This is a genomic window from Rhodoferax sp. ZS1R25, from assembly GCF_056521335.1.
This window is the reverse complement of the sequence record NZ_JBWMAZ010000003.1, coordinates 61,584-80,844: the sequence shown is the minus strand read 5'-3', so window position 1 is coordinate 80,844 and position 19,261 is coordinate 61,584. Positions and strand designations below refer to the sequence as shown.

Annotated in this window: 22 protein-coding genes; 9 read left to right on the top strand and 13 right to left on the bottom strand. The window is 63.6% G+C overall.

The features are described 5' to 3' along the window. The 3 genes from AC097R_RS18260 to AC097R_RS18250 form a co-directional block, all read right to left on the bottom strand. A complete protein-coding gene (locus tag AC097R_RS18260) occupies positions 1-654 on the bottom strand; it encodes a peroxiredoxin (RefSeq protein ID WP_479599643.1) in 654 nt (217 codons plus the stop codon). Between the two features lie 68 nt (positions 655-722). Further along, the gene (locus AC097R_RS18255; protein ID WP_479599642.1) at positions 723-968 is read right to left on the bottom strand and encodes a hypothetical protein; all 246 of its coding nucleotides are present in this window, start codon (positions 966-968) and stop codon (positions 723-725) included. A gap of 31 nt (positions 969-999) precedes the next feature. Beyond that, complete coding sequence (locus AC097R_RS18250) at positions 1,000-1,932, bottom strand: class I SAM-dependent methyltransferase (RefSeq protein WP_479599641.1); 933 nt, start codon at positions 1,930-1,932, stop codon at positions 1,000-1,002. Between the two features lie 130 nt (positions 1,933-2,062). Between AC097R_RS18250 and AC097R_RS18245 the strand changes: the two genes are divergently transcribed. Beyond that, positions 2,063-2,566 (top strand): pyridoxamine 5'-phosphate oxidase family protein, encoded by a 504-nt coding sequence (locus AC097R_RS18245; RefSeq protein WP_479599640.1) that lies wholly within the window; start codon positions 2,063-2,065, stop codon positions 2,564-2,566. 26 nt (positions 2,567-2,592) lie between these two features. Here AC097R_RS18245 and AC097R_RS18240 read toward each other — a convergent pair whose 3' ends face one another. Further along, positions 2,593-2,919, bottom strand: a complete 327-nt coding sequence (locus AC097R_RS18240) for a plasmid stabilization protein (RefSeq protein ID WP_479599639.1) — start codon at positions 2,917-2,919, stop codon at positions 2,593-2,595. Positions 2,920-3,090: 171 nt separating this feature from the next. On the opposite strand from AC097R_RS18240, the gene AC097R_RS18235 reads away from it, so the two are divergent. After that, positions 3,091-3,366 (top strand): hypothetical protein, encoded by a 276-nt coding sequence (locus AC097R_RS18235; protein WP_479599638.1) that lies wholly within the window; start codon positions 3,091-3,093, stop codon positions 3,364-3,366. A gap of 31 nt (positions 3,367-3,397) precedes the next feature. Here AC097R_RS18235 and AC097R_RS18230 read toward each other — a convergent pair whose 3' ends face one another. After that, positions 3,398-4,807 (bottom strand): DHA2 family efflux MFS transporter permease subunit, encoded by a 1,410-nt coding sequence (locus tag AC097R_RS18230; protein ID WP_479599637.1) that lies wholly within the window; start codon positions 4,805-4,807, stop codon positions 3,398-3,400. Between the two features lie 151 nt (positions 4,808-4,958). Here AC097R_RS18230 and AC097R_RS18225 point away from each other — a divergent pair, with 151 nt between their 5' ends. The 5 genes from AC097R_RS18225 (at position 4,959) to AC097R_RS18205 (ending at position 8,222) form a co-directional block, all read left to right on the top strand. Beyond that, positions 4,959-6,194: a zinc-binding metallopeptidase family protein gene (locus AC097R_RS18225; protein WP_479599636.1), complete on the top strand. Its 1,236-nt coding sequence runs from the start codon at positions 4,959-4,961 to the stop codon at positions 6,192-6,194. After that, entirely contained in the window at positions 6,130-6,369 is a 240-nt protein-coding gene (locus AC097R_RS18220) for a hypothetical protein (protein WP_479599635.1), read from the top strand. The genes AC097R_RS18225 and AC097R_RS18220 overlap by 65 nt, the downstream gene beginning before the upstream one ends. Positions 6,370-6,421: 52 nt before the next feature. Further along, positions 6,422-6,817, top strand: coding sequence for a BON domain-containing protein (locus tag AC097R_RS18215; protein ID WP_479599634.1), 396 nt, complete (start codon positions 6,422-6,424; stop codon positions 6,815-6,817). Positions 6,818-7,006: 189 nt separating this feature from the next. Beyond that, on the top strand, positions 7,007-7,993 hold the full coding sequence (locus tag AC097R_RS18210; protein WP_479599633.1) for a diguanylate cyclase domain-containing protein: 987 nt from the start codon (positions 7,007-7,009) through the stop codon (positions 7,991-7,993). 10 nt (positions 7,994-8,003) lie between these two features. Then, entirely contained in the window at positions 8,004-8,222 is a 219-nt protein-coding gene (locus tag AC097R_RS18205) for a DUF2835 family protein (RefSeq protein WP_479599632.1), read from the top strand. Positions 8,223-8,241: 19 nt separating this feature from the next. On the opposite strand, the gene AC097R_RS18200 is transcribed toward AC097R_RS18205, so the two are convergent. The 8 genes from AC097R_RS18200 to ftsY form a co-directional block, all read right to left on the bottom strand. Further along, positions 8,242-9,510: an Hsp70 family protein gene (locus AC097R_RS18200; RefSeq protein ID WP_479599631.1), complete on the bottom strand. Its 1,269-nt coding sequence runs from the start codon at positions 9,508-9,510 to the stop codon at positions 8,242-8,244. After that, a complete protein-coding gene (locus tag AC097R_RS18195; RefSeq protein WP_479599630.1) occupies positions 9,507-10,184 on the bottom strand; it encodes an alpha/beta hydrolase in 678 nt (225 codons plus the stop codon). Before AC097R_RS18195 ends, AC097R_RS18200 begins: the two co-directional genes overlap by 4 nt. 109 nt (positions 10,185-10,293) lie before the next feature. Further along, positions 10,294-10,728, bottom strand: a complete 435-nt coding sequence (locus AC097R_RS18190) for a DUF2846 domain-containing protein (RefSeq protein ID WP_479599629.1) — start codon at positions 10,726-10,728, stop codon at positions 10,294-10,296. Between the two features lie 96 nt (positions 10,729-10,824). Next, a complete protein-coding gene (locus AC097R_RS18185) occupies positions 10,825-11,472 on the bottom strand; it encodes a hypothetical protein (protein ID WP_479599628.1) in 648 nt (215 codons plus the stop codon). An 86-nt stretch (positions 11,473-11,558) separates the two neighbouring features. Then, positions 11,559-12,671 (bottom strand): SMP-30/gluconolactonase/LRE family protein, encoded by a 1,113-nt coding sequence (locus tag AC097R_RS18180; protein ID WP_479599627.1) that lies wholly within the window; start codon positions 12,669-12,671, stop codon positions 11,559-11,561. Then, positions 12,668-14,113: a cache domain-containing protein gene (locus tag AC097R_RS18175; RefSeq protein ID WP_479599626.1), complete on the bottom strand. Its 1,446-nt coding sequence runs from the start codon at positions 14,111-14,113 to the stop codon at positions 12,668-12,670. The genes AC097R_RS18180 and AC097R_RS18175 overlap by 4 nt, the downstream gene beginning before the upstream one ends. 15 nt (positions 14,114-14,128) lie before the next feature. Then, positions 14,129-15,322 carry an ABC transporter substrate-binding protein gene (locus AC097R_RS18170; protein ID WP_479599625.1) on the bottom strand — a complete coding sequence of 398 codons (1,194 nt, stop codon included), beginning with the start codon at positions 15,320-15,322 and terminating at the stop codon, positions 14,129-14,131. Between the two features lie 2 nt (positions 15,323-15,324). Further along, a complete protein-coding gene (ftsY, locus tag AC097R_RS18165; protein WP_479599624.1) occupies positions 15,325-16,392 on the bottom strand; it encodes a signal recognition particle-docking protein FtsY in 1,068 nt (355 codons plus the stop codon). 29 nt (positions 16,393-16,421) lie between these two features. On the opposite strand from ftsY, the gene AC097R_RS18160 reads away from it, so the two are divergent. Beyond that, positions 16,422-17,876 carry a M16 family metallopeptidase gene (locus AC097R_RS18160; RefSeq protein WP_479599623.1) on the top strand — a complete coding sequence of 485 codons (1,455 nt, stop codon included), beginning with the start codon at positions 16,422-16,424 and terminating at the stop codon, positions 17,874-17,876. Positions 17,877-17,892: 16 nt separating this feature from the next. After that, a complete protein-coding gene (locus tag AC097R_RS18155) occupies positions 17,893-19,245 on the top strand; it encodes a M16 family metallopeptidase (RefSeq protein ID WP_479599622.1) in 1,353 nt (450 codons plus the stop codon). The last annotated feature ends 16 nt before the right edge of the window (positions 19,246-19,261 follow it).

Here is a 19,261-nt window from a genome sequence, read left to right as displayed (position 1 = left end):
TTACTTGGGCGCGTGGGTGGTGCGCAGGTAGGGCAGCTTGATGTCGAGGTTGCCGTACTTCTCGCGCGCTTGGTCGTCGTTGAGCGACAGGGCCACGATGACGTCCTGGCCCACGGCCCAGTTGGCAGGGGTGGCCAGGGGCACGTTGAAGGTCAGTTGCAAGGCGTCCAGCGCGCGTAGCACTTCGGCAAAGTTGCGTCCCACCGACATGGGGTAGGTCATGGAGAGCTTGAGCTTTTTGTCCGGGCCGATGATGAACACCGAGCGCACGGTGGCGGTGTCGGCAGCGGTGCGGCCATCGGGCAGGTAGGCCTCGGCGGGCAGCATGTCAAACACCTTGGACACGGCCAGGCCTTCGTCCGCAATGATGGGGAAACCGGCCTTGGCGCTGGCAAACTTTTCAATGTCGCCTTTCCACTTCTTGTGGGCCTCCACGCCGTCCACGGACACGCCAATCACCTTGGTGCCGCGCTTGGCCCACTCGTCGGCCAGCTGGGCCACAGCGCCGAATTCGGTGGTGCACACGGGGGTGAAGTCTTTGGGGTGGGAGAACAGAATCGCCCAGCCTGTACCAATCCAGTCGTGGAAGGTGATGGGGCCTTGGTCAGTGTCGGCCGTGAAGTTGGGGACGAGATCGTTGATGCGCAATGCCATGATTTTTCCTCCGGTTGATAAGCGTCACTCAGTTTGCCAGAAGTTGGCCCGGTGCGCCGCTGCCAGGCTCAGGTGATCTTGAAGACGGTGAGCACCTTTTTGCCGCCCGTTTTTTCCTCATAGGCGGACCATTGTTTGATGCCTTTGACCAGCACGGTGTTGCTCACGTCCTTGACGGGCTGCTTGGCCTTGAGCTTGGCCGTGACCCAGTCTTGCACGTGGGGCAGGGTGGGGCCGTGTTGCCCCGTGGGGATAAGCAAAGCCTTGCCAGCAACGGTGCCGGCGGCGGTGACCTGAATTTCAGTGGCGGGCATAGGACGGTTCTTTCATAGGTGGGCGGCGGCGCTATAACGCAGGCGCTTGGTACACCAGCACCTTGAGCGCGCGCTCGGGCGACACATCGGCGAACGCGGGCGGGTTGGGCAGGCGCTGCACCCAACGCAGTTCCGGCGCCAGTTCCTGCATATGTTGATGCAAAAACATCGTATCCAATTCGGGAGCGTTCAGACACACCAGCGCGTGGCCTTCGGGTGCCAGCAGCTCGGGCAGGCGGCGTACCAGGCGGGCATAGTCCTTGGTGGCCACAAAGCTGCCTTTTTGGTAGCTGGGCGGGTCCAGGATGACCAGGTCGTACGGCCCACCGCGGGTGATCTTGCCCCAGGTCTTGAAGATGTCGTGTGCCAGAAAACTGGCGCCGGTGTTGAAGCCGTTGAGCCGGTGGTTTTGCTGGCCAATGGCCAGCGCGCCCTGGCCCATATCCACGTTGACCACCTGCTTGGCGCCCGCCTGCAGCGCCACCACTGAGAAGGCGCAGGTGTAGGCAAACAGGTTGAGCACTTTGAAGGCATAGGTCTTGGGGTGCGCGGCCACATGCTGGCGCACCCAGCACCGGCCCTCGGCCATGTCCAGAAACAGGCCATGGTTTTGCCCGCGCAGCACGTGTACCTTGTATTGCGTGCCGGCTTCAGAAACCACATGCGGGTCCGGCACGGCACCGGCCATCAACCGGGTCTCTGCTTGGCCTTCGGCCCGGCATTGGAACACCCAGTTCAGCGGCTGCCCGGGCGCGATCTGCGCCCAGCGCGTTGCCAGCGCGGCGCTGACCGTGGCCAGCGCGTCATCGGCCACCGGCTGAAAGCTGGTGAGCACCAACACGGGCGGGTAGGCGTCCAGCGCCCATTGCTCGCAGCCGGGGTGCAGGCCACCCCGGCCATGGAAGAGGCGTTGCGCGTCGGTGGGCAGGTCCATCGCGGCGATGGTGTCGAGCAGGGCTTGCAAGGGGTGAACGGGGTAAACAGTGGGAAGGCTGTGAGTGTAGGGGGAGTGCGCGCGGTCTGTGTTGGACACACCACAGACCGCGGGGGCCGGGCGAAGCACCATGGGGCTTCCAATGGAACAGGAGTGAAGCATGAAAATTGACACCCAAACTGCGCCGGATTTGCAGAAGATCCGCGACCTGATTGAAGGCATGCATATCGCCATGCTGACGAGTATTGATGCGGATGACCGACTGGTAAGCCGCCCCATGTCTGTCTTGAAGATGGACAGCGAGGGCGTGTTCTGGCTTTTTGCCGACACCCACTCCACCACGGTGAATGAGTTGGACCGGGTCAATCTGAGCTTCTCCGATGAAGGGGATTCGACCTACGTGTCCATTGCCGGCCACGGCGAGGTCAGCAAGGACCGCTCACTGGTGCATGAGCTGTGGTCGCCGCTTATGAAGCCCTGGTTTCCGGATGGCGAGAACTCCCCCAACCTCGCGCTGCTGAAAATCCAGGCGCAGACGGCCGAGTACTGGGATTCGGGCCACAGCAAGATGGTGCGCCTGTTCGCCATCGCGGCCTCGGTCGTTGCCAGCAAACCCATAGGCATGGGCGAACACGGAACTATCGATCTGCTCGAAAGCCCCTGAAGGCGCTTCGCGCAGGTGTCGTCTGGTCAGGCCTTCAAGGCCTGTTCCAGTTGCGCTTTGTTCATGCTGGAACGCCCCTTGATTCCGCGCTGGCGCGCTTCGTTGCGAAGCTGCTGCACCGTCCGCCCGCCCGCGCCTCGGTGTGAGCGCAAGCCTCCGCGCCGAGAAGAAGGCATGTCGTTGAGGGATGAGGGACTGGCCTCGATTGATTCGCCGTGTTGGGCGCGTTCCTTGTTGACCACCCGTGCGGCAATTTCTTGGGCCACAGGCTCAGGCTTGCCACGGTCTTCCAAGCTTTTCTTGATGTGTTGGTATTGGCGTTCGCGCTTGGCGCTCCAGGCAGCTTTGGGCATGGGGGTGTCTCCAGAGATGTGTCCACCGTGCCATTTCACCCGGCGCATCCCCTTGTGTTGGTTCGCTGCTGCACCATGCGGAGCGCTTTGACGGGCCGTGTTGCCGGATAGGATGCTGGTGGGGAGCGGGGTGTAGCCATTCCCCATCCTTACCCTCAAGAAAGCGAGCACATGTTCAAAATTTACTGGACCGACGACGACCAGCAGGTGCACGGCGAGGAGACCGCAGAGCTCGTCCAGGCTCTGCAGATCACCAAAGCGAAGCGCGATGCCGGATACAGCTTTGTGACCATGGCCAGCGAAAACCCGCAGCACGCCGGCAAACCCGGTGTGGACACCATCGTGGACGGCAAGACACCTGACGGGCAGGACTACGACTGGTCCAAGGCGGGCCGCGCTGGCCGGCCCCGCAAGAACGATCGCATCATCACCAACAAAGACCGCTGAAGGCGGGCGTGGCGCTGGCGCGTTCCATTCGTCAAGCCGCTGGGGCTGATCCTTGACTCACTGCATCTCCGTCACCTGGCTTCAAAGCCCAAAAGGACAGCGAAGAAATGATGGTGATGGCACCCAAGGTCATGAACGCATGGTGCAGCGCACTGCTCACCGCCAGCCTGTCGGTCTGGGGCACGTCGCCCAGGTACCAACCTGTGACCAGGGACCCACAGGCCAGGCCGAAGCTCATGGAAAGTTGTTGCATGGAGCTGCCAATGGTGCTGGCCATGCTGGAGTCTTTGGCCTCTATGTCGGCATAGGCCATGGAGTTCATGCTGGTGAACTGCAAGGAATTGAAAAAGCCCTGGGCCAAGCCCAGGCAGGCAATCAGCCACAGGGGCGTGCCGGCCGCAACCAACGAGAACAGAGACACAGTGAGGCCGATGCACACCGTGTTGACGATGAGCACCTGGCGGTAGCCAAAGCGCGCCAATACTTTGGACGCGACGAGCTTCATGCCCATGGCCGCCACCGCCGCCGGCATCATCAACAGACCCGATTCCCAGGCCGACAGACCCAGACCCACCTGGTACAGCAGGGGCAATAGAAACGGCATGCCACCAAGGCCCAGCCGGGTCACAAAACCACCGAGCACGGAGATCCGGAAGGTGCGCACCCTGAACAGGGTGAGGCGCAGCAGCGGAAACCGGGTGTGCCCCGCATGAAAGCCATAGCCCAACAACAGGCCGATGGACATCACCACCAGCAATGATGCCGTGGCGCCGTCTATCTGGTGCTCGCCAAACACCTCGAGCACCCAGGACAGCAGCGCGGTGCCCGAGCTGAAGAGCAGCAGGCCAATGACATCCAGGGAGCCGCGGTGTGGGTCCCGGTAATCTGGCATGTAGCGATGGATCAGCCACAGCCCAGCCAGACCCACGGGAACATTGACAAAGAAGATGTCGCGCCACGACAGCCAGTGAACGATGAGCCCGCCAATGGTGGGGCCTAGCAGTGGGCCGATCAAGGCGGGGATCACCACGAAATTCATTGCCACCAGAAGTTCAGACTTCGCAAAGGTGCGAATGATGGTGAGCCGCCCCACCGGCATCATCATGGCGGCGCCAATGCCCTGCAAAATGCGCGCCGCGATCAGCATCGGAACGTTCACTGACAGGCCGCACAGGATCGAAGACACGGTGAAGATGGCCACCGCCCAGGCAAACACTTTGCGGGTGCCGAATTTGTCGGCCATCCATCCGCTGATGGGAATGCCCACCGCCAGGCTCAGTATGTAGCTCGCCACCACTCCCTTGAGGCTGAGTGGCGACACATTCAGGCTTGCGGCCATGGCCGGCACCGCCGTGTTGACGATGGTGGAGTCCAGTTGCTCCATGAAGAGCGTCGTGGCTACCACCCAGGGCAGGTAGCGTTTTACGGTGGCGGTTTCCATCGGGCCCTTCGTCGGTTCTTGAGCGTCTCGCCCAAGAATACACCTGCCGAATACACCTGTCCCAGGGCCATGCCGCGTCCCGCCGTAGTGCCGCTCGAACAACGTGCGCAAACGCACAGAATGGCTCCTCCCATTTGCATAGTCTTGGGCCATGAATATGGCAGATTTGCACGAAGCACCGGGGCACCGGCAACCCCACACCCACCGCATTGGCCAGTGCCAGTGCGGCTACCCGGTCTTTTTTCGCAACCACCTGTGTTTGCACTGCGGCAGGGCGCTGGGCTACGAGCCCGACACGGCCACCATCCTTCCGCTGGAAGCCTTGGACGAGGCCGGCAACTGGCGCGCAGCCGGCGCTGCGGTGGCGCAGGGTGGCGTGTACCGCCGCTGTGCCAACTTCAGCCTCGCGCCGCACTGCAATTGGCTCATCACGGCCGCCGAGGGGGAGAGCCAGGACTTGTGCCGCTGCTGCCGACTCAATCGCACAGTGCCGGACCAAAGCGTTGCGGAAAACGCATCCCTGTGGCGTGCGGTGGAGGTGGCCAAGCGCAGGCTGGTGTCCTCATTGATCGCCATGGGCCTGCCGGTCGCGTCCCGTATCGATGAAGACCCGCAGCAGGGTCTGGCCTTCGATTTGCTGGCGGATGCCGGCCCTAAGCCGGTAACTACGGGTCATCAGGACGGCATCATCACCATCAATGTGAACGAGGCGGACGATGTGGCCCGCGAAGCCATCCGGTCAGCTCTGCATGAACCCTACCGTACCGTGCTGGGCCATGTGCGGCATGAGTCCGGGCACTACTACTGGAGCCGCCTGCTGGAGGGAGGCCCCTGGCACGAGCCGTTTCGCGCGCTGTTTGGTGACGAGCGCCAGGACTACACGGCGGCGCTGCAACAGCATTACGCCAACGGCCCTGATCCCGCGTGGGCGCTGACCCGTGTCAGCGCTTACGCCAGCGCACACCCTTGGGAGGATTGGGCCGAAACCTGGGCCCACTACCTGCATATGGTGGACACCCTGGACACCGCCTTGGGGGTGGGCCTGGGGCGCGACACGGTGGACCTCTTGAAAGACCCTTTTGATACCGATGTGCTGTACCGCTTACCCGGCGAAGACGAGACGGTGGACGAGGTCTTCCTGGCGTTCTTTAACGCTTGGGTGGGGTTGACCAGCGTGCTCAACGAGTTCTCGCTGGGCATGGGGTTGCCCGACTTTTACCCCTTTGTACTGAGCAAGCCCGCCATCACCAAATTGCACTTTGTGCACCGGTTTATCCAGGCATCCCGCCTGCCACCCGCCATCCAACCCCAGGAGCCATCCCATGAACTCTCTACCGACCTTGCCCAACCAGACGGACTGCAGTCTGGAGCAAGTGATTGCGCGTGAGCACTATGAGCGGTTGAGGTACCGGCTGGTGGCGCTGCAATCCGCGCCAGACAGCAGCGCGGTGGACATTGACGCCGTGATCCAGGCGTTAACACTGGCCCAGATGATCTACAAAGCCACCCATGGTCTGGTCGGCAACAACCCCATTGAAAGTCCGCCGCTGGACGCCGCGTGAACACGCCCTGGAGGACTTGACCATGTGTTTTCAACCCTACTGAGGAACTGACATGTCAATGTTTACATCTCCCCGCACGTCTTCCCTCTACGGCACCCTCGTGCGCTCGGCATTCGGAGGGCTGGCCCTGGTGGCCTGCGCAGCCGCGGTGCATGCAGCCGCCAAGGAGCCGACCACCACGACCGAGAAGATCGAAAAAGCCGAAGATAAGGTGGAGACGGTAGTTTCTGACAGCTGGATCACGACCAAGGTGAAGTCGGAAATCCTGGCCAATAGCGCCTCCAAGGCGTTCAAAGTGAGCGTCACCACCAAGGCAGGTGTGGTGTCGCTCAAGGGCAAGCTGCCTACGCAGGATGCGCTGGACCTGGTGCGGAAGATTGCCGAGGGGGTGAAGGGTGTCCGCAGCGTCGATGTGTCCGGGTTAGCCGTCGAAAGCTCGGGCAGGTAACGCGTAACGCAGGGCTGGCACAGAGGCCTCCATCGGGCGAAATTTTATGGGGCAGGGTCGCTCGAACTGCGATTGACCGCGATAAAGTATCGACGTCCTCCTTGTAGAAATTGCCCAAAAGCCGTTGGACGCTGTGGCAGGGGTAGGACATCTCGAAAGGTCACTCCAGTGCCATCACCTGAACAATTGATGGGTGTCATCAAACTCCAGACCGAGGTCGCCCAGCTCGGGTTGGACCTCGGGGGCATGATGGCCATCGTCGTAGAGCGCATCGCGTCCTTGATCGGCGCCGACGGAGCCGCCATTGAGCTGGCCGAAGGCGATGAGATGGTGTACCAGAGCGCAACCGGCATTGCGCGGGGACAGGTGGGCTTACGCATCCAGCGTGCAACCAGCCTGTCAGGTTTGTGCGTGGCCACAGGCCAGACTCAGCGCTGCGATGATTCGGAATCGGATCCCCGGGTGGATATCAATGCCTGCCGCCGCATCGGATTGCGCTCCATGGTGGTGATCCCGCTGAAACACAACGGAGCGCCGGTCGGGGTTCTGAAAGCCATGTCGGCCTTGCCCGCCAAATTCTCGGACGATGACGTCACGGTGCTGAACCTGGTGTCCGACATGCTGGGGGCGTCGATGTATTTCGCGACCCATTACGGCGCGGACAATCTGTTCTACCGTGCCACCCATGATGCGTTGACAGACTTATCGAACCGATCGCTTTTCATGGACCGGTTGCGCAATGCCATTGTGCAAAGGGCCCGCGACCAGAGGTCGATTGCGGTCCTGATGATTGACATGAACGGCTTCAAGCAGATCAACGACACCTTTGGGCACCGGGTGGGCGATGCGGTGCTGCAGGAATTTGCCAACCGTCTCAAGTCTTGCACCCGGGATACAGACACCGTGGCCCGTTTTGGGGGTGACGAGTTTGCGGCGATCCTCACACCCGTGGATATGCCCCACGGCGCCATGACGCTATTGCGTCGCTTGCAAAGTGCGATCGATGTGCCGTTTGTGTTCGAAGGGCATTCCCACCTTCTGAAGGCCAGCGTCGGTTGCGCCTACAGCCCGGGCGATTTCGTTGACATCGATCCCTTGCTCGACTTGGCAGACAAGCGCATGTATGCCTCCAAAACGGAGCAAAAGCGGCTGGACAGCCTTGGGGCCAAGGAATAGCCCGCGCGCCATGCACCGCTTCGAATTCGGGCTCAGCATTTCTGCCCAGGACTATCTGCAGTACTACCGTGGCGAGGTGAAAAATGTCCTGGCACGCTGCCTGGACGGGCGCACCGTCCAGTTCCCCGCAACGCTGCTGACGCCGTTTGTGACGGGCCGGGGCATCCATGGCAGTTTCGTGTTGACGTGCAACGACGAGGGCAAAGGGTCACGGCTCTTGCGCCAGTAGCTACTAAAACAGTAGCAAACTAAAACTGCTGTACCGCACCTGCCCAGGCCAGCCCTGCGGCCACACCGCCAAAGCGGTTGCCCTCCACCAGCGTGGCTTCGGGCATAGCCAATCGCAGCGCCTCCATCAGCGTGCGCAGGGCGGATGAGCCACCGGTAAGGTAGACCGCATCCACGCCTTGCAGGCCCGCAGCGGCCACGCATTCCTGCGCGCACTGCACCACCTGGGCGATGGACGTGTGCAAGGCCAATTCCATGCTCTGGGCATCGATGGTGGGCGTGAGTGTGCGGTCCAGAAAATCCAGGTTCACCACCGCGCTGTCGCCGCTGATGGAGCAGGCGATTTTGGCGGCCTCCACCCCCGCCAGCATGCGGTGGCCGTGTTGTTCGTCCAGCGCATCCATCAGACGGCGGTGCAGGGCTTGGTCGGTGTAGTCGGTCCACAGCTCTTTGGCAAAGTGCAGGGCCTTGCGTGTGTAGGCCTGGTGGATCAGGTGCCAGGTGCTCAGGTCAAAAAACACACTGCTGGGCACAATGCGCCCGCCGGTGCCCACGTGCTTGTAGCCCAGGTATGGCATCACCGTGCTCAGGTCCAGCAGGCGGTCGAAGTCGGTACCGCCGATGTGCACGCCGGTGGTGGCAAGAATGTCCGCCGTGCGGTCGCTGTGGGTGCTGCGCGCGGGGTTCAGGCGGATAACGGTGAAGTCGGACGTACCGCCACCAATGTCTACCACCAGAGCGGTGGTCTCTTGCGCCACGCGCTGTTCATAGTCCAGCGCAGCGGCAATGGGTTCGAGCTGGTAGGCGATGTGGGTGAAGCCGGCTTCCAGCGCAGCGCGGCCCAGGGTTTCTTGTGCCAGCAGGTCGCGCTCCGCGTCGTCGTCCACAAAGTGCACAGGGCGGCCCAGCACGGCGTGGGTCAGCGGCTGGCCCACATGCGCTTCGCAGCGACGCTTCAGCTCTTTGAAGAACAGCACCACGATGTCAAAGAAGCGGATGCTCTTGTCGCCCACGGCGGTGTACTCGTCCATGAGGCGGCTGCCCAGCAGGCTTTTGAGCGAGCGCAGCAGGCGCCCCTCGGTGCCGTTCAGGTAGGCCTGCATGGCGGCCGCGCCGTAGAGCACAGTGTGCGTCTCGCTGGCAAAGAACAGGGCCGTGGGCATCTCGGCCCGGGTACCGTCCAGCGGGATGACCTGCAGCGCGCCGCTGGCGTCTATCAGCGCAGCGGCGGAGTTGGAGGTGCCGAAGTCGATGCCCAGAACCAGGGGGCGACTCTGCTCCCCGCTCACGCGGCAGTGCCCAGCACCTGGGTCAGGAAGGCGGAGATATCGGCAATCTCGCGCGGGTGCACGCTGTGCGGCATGGGGTAGGTGTGCCACTGCACGGGATGGCCCAGCTTGGCCAGCGCGTCGCGCGATTCTTCGCCGCGCTGGATCACGACTACCGGGTCTTGCGTGCCGTGCGCCATGAAGATGGGGGTGTCGGCGTTGGCGGCGTGGCGCTCGCTGGGAAAGCGGTCTGCCAGCGGCAGGTAACCCGACAAGGCCATGACACCGGCAATTTTGTGCGGCAGGCGCAGCGCGGTGTGCAGCGCCATGGCACAGCCCTGGCTAAAGCCGGCCAGCACGATGTGCTCGTACGGGATACCTCGGGCCACTTCGTTCTCGATCAAGGCATTGATCGCCCATTCGGACTTCTGAATGCCGCGGTCGTCCTGCTTGCTCACCAGGTCCATGCCATACAGGTCGTACCAGGCGGGCATCACATAGCCGCCATTGATGCTGATGGGAATGCTGGGCGCGTGCGGGAAAACAAAACGGATGGGCGGGCAGCCCACCAGGTCCAGTTCGGGCACCAGGCCCGCAAAGTCATTGCCATCCGCCCCCAGGCCGTGCAGCCAGATGACGGCCGCTGTGGGGTTGGGGGCAGATTCGAGTTCGATGCGGGGGAGGAGGGCGGTCATATTCGCGGAGTAGTCACCAATTCGGGAACTGGTGATTGTCCGCGAAAGCCCGCAAGTATCGCCACGGCGTCTCTAGCCCGCAAATGCTGCAGACTAGAGAGCGGGATGTTTACTTGGTTTCAGCCAATTTGGTTTCCAGCACACCCTTTTGCCCGGTAGTCTGGTCTACGACCTGCAACTTGGAGCGTGCGCCGAAGAATCCCATTTTCACTTCTTGCCAGATGTAGAGAATGGCGCCGGGCTTGGCTTCCACCTCGATCGTGCTGTCGTTTTCTGCTTGTGATGTGATCTTGTGCTTGCCGGGCGCGACTTCCTTGTACAGGTAAGTGTTGGCGGCCGTCTGTCCAATAGAAGTGCCATCGACTGTGACGCCCATTTTGATGGCAGCACCCATCGTCTCATTGCGGTAGATATACAGGGCGGCCTTGTCGGCGGACCCCTTGAAAGTCTTCAATGCGGCATCTTGCTTCGCATCTCCCATGGAAACGGATGCACAGCCAACCAAGCTCAGGCTCAAAAATGCTACGGCGAGAATATTTTTCATGTGTAAGTTTTGGTAATAAAAAAGGACCGAGCGGAGTCTAAGCGCATCGCCCTAGTGCAGCCCATCCCCCAAATGGGTGAATTTGGGGGGCGGCCCTTACATCAAAGCGGGCGGCGTGAGCAGAATCAGCGTCGCCTCTGATGCCTTTCCCGAGTCTTTGTGCACTCTAAAGCGCAGCTGGTAGCCATTGCCCAGCCAAGTACCGCGCAGGTCTTCGGGCGGCGTCATCTGGATCTGGTATTCACTCTCGGTCTCCACCACCTCGGCCCGGCCTGCCGTCAGGTCTCGCGTCCCTAGTGGAAATTGGAAGCGCAGCACGACGCCAGGCAAAGGCCTGTCCATGGCCACGGAGATGGCCCCTGCCTTTTGCAGCGCGGCATTCAGAAACTCGAGTTGGGCTGCAAAGTGCCGGTTGCCGGGGTAGAAGCCGCGCCGGTGGGTGGGCAGTGCGCCCGGCTTGGCGCCATCCACCAGGTTGGGGCGGTCGTAAATCGGTTCGGTCTGGATGGCGCGGCCGGTGGCCGTCATCCAGATGCGGTGGGCCATCACATAGGCGGATTTCCACGGTACCAGCGTGGGGTATTCATCCACCGCCACATCGATGCGGTACACGGCGTCCTGCCATTCAAAATCTTCGATGCTGACGCGCCAGTGCGCGGTGTCGATGGCGTTGCCGAATGGCGCGTAAAAGCGCAGCACTTCGGCAACGGCTGCGTCGTGGATGTGCTGGGGGTAGGCAGGCATGGGGCGTGAAGGTTTGGGGGCTTCAGCGCGTGCGCCTACAGTCAAGGCCAGGGCGAGGCCCAGCGTGGCGCGGCGCCGCAGGGCCACTACTTGTTGGCCAGCCAACCCAGTCCGTGCGCATGCAGGCTTTGCACATACAGCCGGTCTTTGGTCTCGGTGATGGCGGTGGTCTCGGGGTAGGCGCCGCTGGGGTCTTGCAGGTCGGCCACCACCTTGCCGTCTTCGGTGAACGCCAGCACATGGCCATAGGCCTTGGGGATGGGCCACAGCGCGCGTGGCAGGCGTAGCGTCAGGCTGCGCAGCCAAGGCTTTTGCGCCAGCTTGTCGATGGTGGGGTTGCGTGGCTTTGCCAGGCCCAGCCAGATTTTGCCGTTCAGGCCGCGCATCAGGTTGTCGGGGTAGCCGGGCAGGTTGTCCAGCAGCACGCTGGCCTGGGCACTGGGTTCGGTGGCCAGGGTGCCCAGATCCAGGTTGTTGGCGGTGACGGCGATCTTCCAGACGCGGTACTTGCCGGTCTCGTTCACAAACAGGCTTTGTTCGTCCTGGCTCAGTGCCACGCCATTGGCAAAGCTGATGCCCTTGGCGACGACACGCGTGGTTCGCGTGGCGGGGTCAAATTCCAGGATGCGGCCCGTAGCGGCCTGCTCCAGAATGTCCAGCACGCTGGCCTCAAAGGTGCCTCCCCAGTCCTTGGGGGCAAAGCGGGCCGATGCATCGCTGAGGTACAGCTTGCCGGTCTTGGCCACCACTACGGCATCGGCGTAGCGGATCGGGTCGCCATTCACGCTCTCCGTCAGCAGTGTGACTTTGCCTTCCGGATTGATGGACAGCAGGCCCTTCATGGCATCGGCCGCAACCAGGTTGCCCTTCGCGTCAAAGTCAAAGCCCAACACGCGCCCGCCCGTGTTGGCAAACACCTGTTGCTCGCTGCCATCGGCATTCATGCGCAGGATGTTGCCGCTGGCCACCGTGGTGTAGAGCTTGCCGTCGGGTCCAAACTGGATGTGCTCGGGGCCCACTTCGCCCTTCAGGTCGATCATCTGCAGGTTGGCCAGCTTGGTGTTGACAGCGTGCGGGCCGGTGTAGCCCGGCGCGGTGGTGGCATCCCATGCCACCGGCGTAATCGGCACAGGCCAAACCAGCAGATAGATGGCACCCAGCGCCAGCAGGACGACAACGCCCAGGATGATTTTCTTCATGGTGTGTCTCCCGTTTTTTTATGTGTGCTCTGAGCGGCTTGTGCATCGGCCAATGCCGCGCTGAGCTGGGCATACACCCCGCGCAGTTCGGCGGACCGGGCGCTCAGCTGTGCTTCGTGTTCGGTGGTGGCGGTGTGCTGGGCTGCCAGCTGCTGGGCCACCTGGGCCTCCAGCTGGGTGGTGCGCTGGTGCACGCCCAGCATTTGTTCACGCCGCAGCAGGGCTTGGCGGGTCACGCGGTCAAACCAGGGCTTCCACAGCGGGGGCACGGGCGGTGCGCGCTTGATGGTGGGGCCGTCAGTCTGCTGCACATAGTCGGCCAGTTGCAGCGCGGGTTGGGTAAAGCGCTGGCTCAGCCACAAGCAACTGGCCACCAGCGCCAGCAGGGCGACCACCGCCAGCGCGATGAAGGGCAGCATCTGGGTGAGGGCCTGGCGGCTTACCAAGGTGGACGGTGCTTGCACCAGCAGCGCCCAATCGGTGCCGCGTAACGCAAAGCGCAGCCAGCCAGCGTCGGCCACGTAGGGGCCTGCGGGCAGTGCGTCCTGGGCTTTTGGGTTGCTGGTGGCGAGGACTTGCCCCTTGGCGTCTACGACCCAGGCATGGCCCAGCGGCAGGGGGTGCTGCACCAACACATCGCTGAGCGTACTCAATGCCAAATCGGTGCCCACCACGCCGGTGTAGTTGTTGCCGCTGTAGACCGGTGCCAGCACCGACACCACGGTGACTTTCTTCAGCGGGTCCACATGCGGCGCGGTCCACACCAGTTCTTTTTGCGGATTGCTGGCGGGGCCGGCTGCCTCCAGCGGCGTGGTGCCTCCGGCATCCCACAGCACGCGCAACGCGGCACCCATGTCGGGCTTGCCGGTCGCAGTCAGCACTTCATCGCGCGCCTGCGCGGGGAAGACCCAGCGCCATTGCTTCTGTGCATCGTAAAAGTAGCTCCATAGCAGGCCTTTTTGCTGGGCGTGCGTAGCGGTCACCTGGGCCAGTGCGCCCAATGGGCCTACCAGGTCACGCCGGTAATCGGCGCCAGATGATGGATCTACATGCACAGAGCCGACCTCTTTGGCCAAGTCTTGCGGCAGCCGGTCCCAGGGGGCATCGCGCAGCGGCGCCAGGTTGCGCCGCTCCACGCGGTCGGCCAGGCCTGCATCGGCCAGTGCGGGCTGGCGCAAGTTGCGCTCGGTCGACTGGCGCATGGCCGCCACATGGGTGCGCGCCACGTCCAGGTTGGTGTTCAGGGCCAGCTGCAGTTGTTCGCCCTGGGTGCTCAGGCCCCACCACAGCGTGCTGCGCTGGCGTGCATAGGTGCTCCAGCCAAAGGCCAGCATGGCCAGCGTGAGCACGGCCACAATGATTGCCAGCGTGGCGCTGTGGCGCCGTTGCAGTTGTTTTGCTGAGGGAGCCTGCGGCTCCTGGAATGGGACGGTGTCGGACATGACCGCCATTGTGGTCTAAGCGCCGTAGCGCCGAACCCATTCCTTCTCAATCGGCTCCACCCAGCTGCCGTGCGGTTCCGGGATGGCGGGGGCACTCTTCTCCACCTGGCCGGGCAAGGGCTTGGCGGCAAAGCGCGCGCGTTCTGTGCTACTCAGTTTGTCCAGCGCCAGCACCGTTGGGTCGCCCCAAACGGCAATGTCGGCCTTGCGTGCTTGCGCCTCGGGGCTGAGCAGGAAGTTGGCCAACACCTGCGCACCTTCCTTGGCGGACGCATTCACCGGGATGGCCACAAAGTGCGTGTTGCCAATCGTGCCGCTACTGAATTGGTAGCTGATCACGCTGGCGGGAAGCCGGTTGGCGGTGATTTCGTTGGCCGCGTCGTTGGGGTTGAAGGTCAGTGCCAGCTGCAGTTCGCCATCGGCCAGCATCTGGCGGATGGCCTCGGCGTTTTGCGGAAACTGTTTGCCTGCGCGCCACAGGTGCGGGTGCAACTGGTCCAGCGTGGCCCACAGCGGCGCCGTGGCCTTGGCGAATGACTCCATGGCCACGGGCTTGTAAAAGGCGCTGCGGTACTCGCTGCTGTCCACCAGCAGCTGTTTCAAAAACGTGGTGCCGTGGAAGTTGGGCGGGCGCGGGTAGGTCACACGGCCCGGGTTGGCCTTGGCAAAGACCAGCAGCTCGGCCAGGCTGCGCGGGGGCTTGGGGGTGCGCTTGCTGTCGGCCATGAAGGTCAGCTGGGCCATGCCCCAGGGCGCTTCCAGCCCTTCGGTGGGTTCTGAGAAATCCAGGCGCGTGGTGGGCTTGCCCTGCACATCCACCAGCGCGTACGCAGGCAGGCTTTCCGCAAACGGGCCAAACAGCAGGCCTTCGCGCTTCATGGTCAGAAAGTTTTCCCCATTGATCCACACCAGGTCCACCGTGCCGTTAGCTTTGCCCGCGGCTTTTTCGTTGCGTACGCGCTTCACCACATCGGCCGTGTCCGTCACCTTCACGTGCTCCACCTTCACACCAAAGCGCTGCTGTACCTCCCCTGCCGCCCACTGGATGTAGGCGTTGATGGTCTCCGCCCCGCCCCAGGCGTTGAAGTACACCGTCTGGCCCTTGGCCTTGGTCGCGATGGCGCTCCAGGCGGGGGTGGTTTGGGCGAAGGTGGGGGCGGCGATCGCTGAAGTGGAAAGTGCCAGCAGGTGGCGGCGGGTGATGTTCATGGTTATGCCAATAGGGCCTGCGCAAACTCCCGCGCGTTAAACGTTTCCAACTCGTCGAGCTGTTCGCCTACGCCTATGAAATACACGGGGATAGGCCGTTCGCGCGCGATGGCGGCCAGCACGCCACCCTTGGCGGTTCCGTCCAGCTTGGTGACGATGAGGCCCGTCAGGCCCAGCGCGTCGTCAAAGGCCTTGACCTGCGCCACGGCGTTTTGGCCGGTGTTGCCGTCGATGACCAGCAGCACCTCGTGTGGCGCGGTGCCGTCGGCCTTGGCGATCACGCGTTTGATCTTTTTCAGCTCTTCCATCAGGTGCAGCTGCGTGGGCAGGCGGCCTGCGGTGTCGATGAGGACCACATCTTTCTTGCGGGCCTTGCCGGCCGTCACCGCGTCAAAGCTCACAGCCGCAGGGTCGCCGCCTTCCTGGCTGACGATTTCCACCGTGTTGCGGTCGGCCCAGACGGTGAGCTGCTCGCGCGCCGCAGCACGGAAGGTGTCAGCCGCAGCCAGCAGAACGCTGGCGTTGCTGTCGGCCAGGTGCTTGGTGAGTTTGCCGATGCTGGTGGTCTTGCCCGCGCCGTTCACGCCCGCCACCATGATGACGGTGGGCTGCTGTTGGCCAATGACCAGCGGCTTTTGCAGCGGCTGCAGCAGCTCGGTCAGCTCGGCGATCAGGATATTCTTGAGCGCGATGGGGTGTGTGACACCGCTTGCCTTCACCTTTTTGCGCAACGCATTCGTCAGGTGCTCGGTGGCGGCCACGCCAGCATCGGCCATGAGCAGTGCGCCTTCCAGGTCTTCGTACAGCGCCTCGTCGATCTGGCTACCGCCAAACACGCCCGAGATGCTACTGGCCGTCTTGCCCAGGCCGGCCTTGAGCTTGTCCAGCCACTTTTGTCGCTCGGGCGGCGTGGCGCTGGGCTCGGGAATGGCGATGGGCGCGACCAGCGCGCTGCCAATCAGGGAGCCTGCGGGCAGGGTCTGTGCGGGGGCGTCAAACGGGTCTGGGGCAGCGGCGGGCGCCACTGCGGGAGCAGGGGGTGGAGTTTTTTTCTTGAAAAAGCTGAACATTTGGGGCGTTCTTAGAATCACACCATTCTATGAAACACCTATTCCCCTGGCCGGGACAGCGCATTGCCGCTGTTGGCGCGGTCCTTCTGGCCCTCTCCTCCCTCACCGTTTCGCCCTCTGCAGCCTTGGCGGCAGAGCCTGTGGGAGTCCAGCAATTCGTGCTCAAAAGCGGCATGACGCTGATCGTCAAACCCGACCGGCGTGCGCCCACCGCGGTGCACATGCTGTGGGTGCGCGTGGGGGCCATGGACGAGGTGGATGGCACCAGCGGCGTGGCCCATGTGCTGGAGCACATGATGTTCAAGGGCACGCCCACCGTGAAGGCGGGTGACTTTTCCCGCCAGGTGGCAGCCTTGGGTGGGCGCGAGAACGCGTTTACGGCCAAGGACTACACAGGTTTCTACCAGCAGATCCCAGCGGGCAAGCTCGAAGACGTGATGCGCCTGGAGGCTGACCGCTTTGCCAACAACCAGTGGAGCGACGAGGTGTTCGCCAAGGAGCTGGAGGTGGTGAAGGAAGAGCGCCGCATGCGCACCGAGGACAACCCCCACGCCCGCCTGCATGAGGCCATGGACGCCATGGTCTACCAGGCTGCCCCCTACCGCCGCCCCGTGGTCGGCTGGATGAGCGATCTGGATGCGATGACGGCGCGCGATGCGCGGGACTTCTACCGCCGTTGGTACATCGCGAACAATGCCGCGGTGGTGGTGGCGGGCGATGTGGATGTGGACCAGGTGCGGGCCCTGGCTGAAAAATACTATGGCAGCCTGCCCACCCGTTCCGCTCCCATGCGCAAGCCACGCGAGGAGCCCGAGCAACTGGGCCTGCGCCGCCTGGACTTCAAGGCACCGGCCGAGCAGGCCTATGTGGCGCTGGCCTTCAAGGTGCCGGGCATGTCGGCCGAGGGCCTAGCGGCCAGCGGCTCGGCCCAGCCCGAAGCCGACACCGAAGAGGCCATGGCTCTGACCGTGTTGTCCGCCGTGCTCAGCGGCTACGACGGCGCGCGCCTGCCGCGGGCCCTGACGCTGGAGGCCAACCCCGTGGCCGACGACGTGGGGGCCTACTACGGCCTGAGTGCACGCAGCGGCCCCCAGCTGTTCACGCTCTCGGGCGTGCCCGCAGCCGGCAAGACGGCGGCCGAGGTGGAAAAGGCCTTGCGCGCCCAAGTGGCCCTGGTGGCCAAGGACGGTGTCACCGAAGCCGAGCTGGCCCGCGTGAAAAACCGCTGGGTGGCCGGTGAGGTCTACAAGCAGGACAGTGTGTTCAACCAGGCGCGCCTCTTGGGCGTGAACTGGATCAACGGCTACCCGCTGGGCAGCGACCAGCGCCTGCTGGACCGCCTGCGCACCGTGACGGCCGCCCAGGTGCAGGCCGTGGCCGCCAAGTACTTTGGCGATGACGCTCTTACCGTGGCCACACTCTTGCCCCAGCCCGTGGACAAGACCCGCAAACCCCGCCAGCCTGTGGCCGGTGCGCGCCACTAAGCCACGGACCCCTACCATGATCACTATCAAATCAGTAGCTGCTCGCGCAATGTTGACGGGGGCTACAGCCCTGTTTTGTATAAATTCTGCCTGGGCGGGCATTCCCATCCAGCATTGGACCCAGCCCAGCGGCGTGCGGGTCTACCTGGTGGAGAGCCCGGCCATTCCCATGGTGGATGTGCAGATTGACCTGGATGCCGGTGGTCGCCGCGACCCGGCGGACAAGCCCGGGCTGGCCAACCTCATGGCGTCCATGACCGCGAATGGCGTGCGCGCTACGACCACCGAACCCGCGCTGGACGAACACGCGCTGACCGAAGCCTGGGCCGACCTGGGCGCGTCGTTTGGTGGTGGCGCGGGCAGCGACCGCATGAGCTTCTCGCTGCGCAGCCTGACCTACCCGGACCTGCTGGACAAGGCCGTGGTGCTGGCGGCGCGCCAGCTGGCCGAGCCCTCGTTCCCCGAAGCGCCCTGGCTGCGCGACCGGCCCAAAATGGTTGCCAGCCTGAAAGAGGCCAACACCCGCCCCGCCACGTTGGCGGCACGCGCCTTCAACCGCGCGGTGTACGGCAGCCACCCCTATGGCTGGGAGATGAACGAAGAGAGCCTGCTGCGCATCAATGTGCAGGACCTGCGCGCGCTGCACGCCAGCGCCGTGCGTGCCTGCGATGCACGCGTGAGCATGGTGGGGGCGCTGACCCGGGCCCAGGCCGATGCGCTGGTCACCCGCCTGTTGTCGCGCCTGCCGAAGACCGCGTGTGCGCCGCAGCCTGACGTACCCGAGGTGCAGCCGCTGACCAAGGCGTCTGAGCAGCGCATTGCCTTCGCCTCGGCCCAGGCCCAGGTGCTGCTGGGCCAGCCCGGCTACAAGCGCAACGACCCGGACTTCTTCGCGCTGACCGTGGGCAACCACATCCTGGGTGGTGGTGGCTTCACTGCGCGCCTGACCGAAGAGGTGCGCGAGAAGCGCGGCCTGACCTACAGCGTCTACAGCTACTTTTCGCCCGGCTTGCATGCGGGCGCGTTCACCATCGGCCTGCAAACCCGGCCCGACCAGACCGAGCAGGCGCTGGGCCTGGTGCGCGAGGTGCTGGCCAAGTTTGTGGTCGAGGGCCCGACCGAGAAGGAACTGCAGGCCGCCAAGGACAACCTGATCGGCGGGTTTGCGCTGCGCCTGGACAGCAACAAGAAGTTGCTGGACAACGTGGCCAACATCGCCTGGAACGGCCTGCCGCTGACTTATCTGGACACCTGGACGCAGCAGGTGGACAAGCTCACGGTGGCCGACGTGCGGGCCGCCTTTGCCCGCAAGGTACAGCCCGACACGCTGGCCACGGTGGTGCTGGGGGCCGCGGACCCCGCGAAGTAAGCCCGCGGCGCCTGGC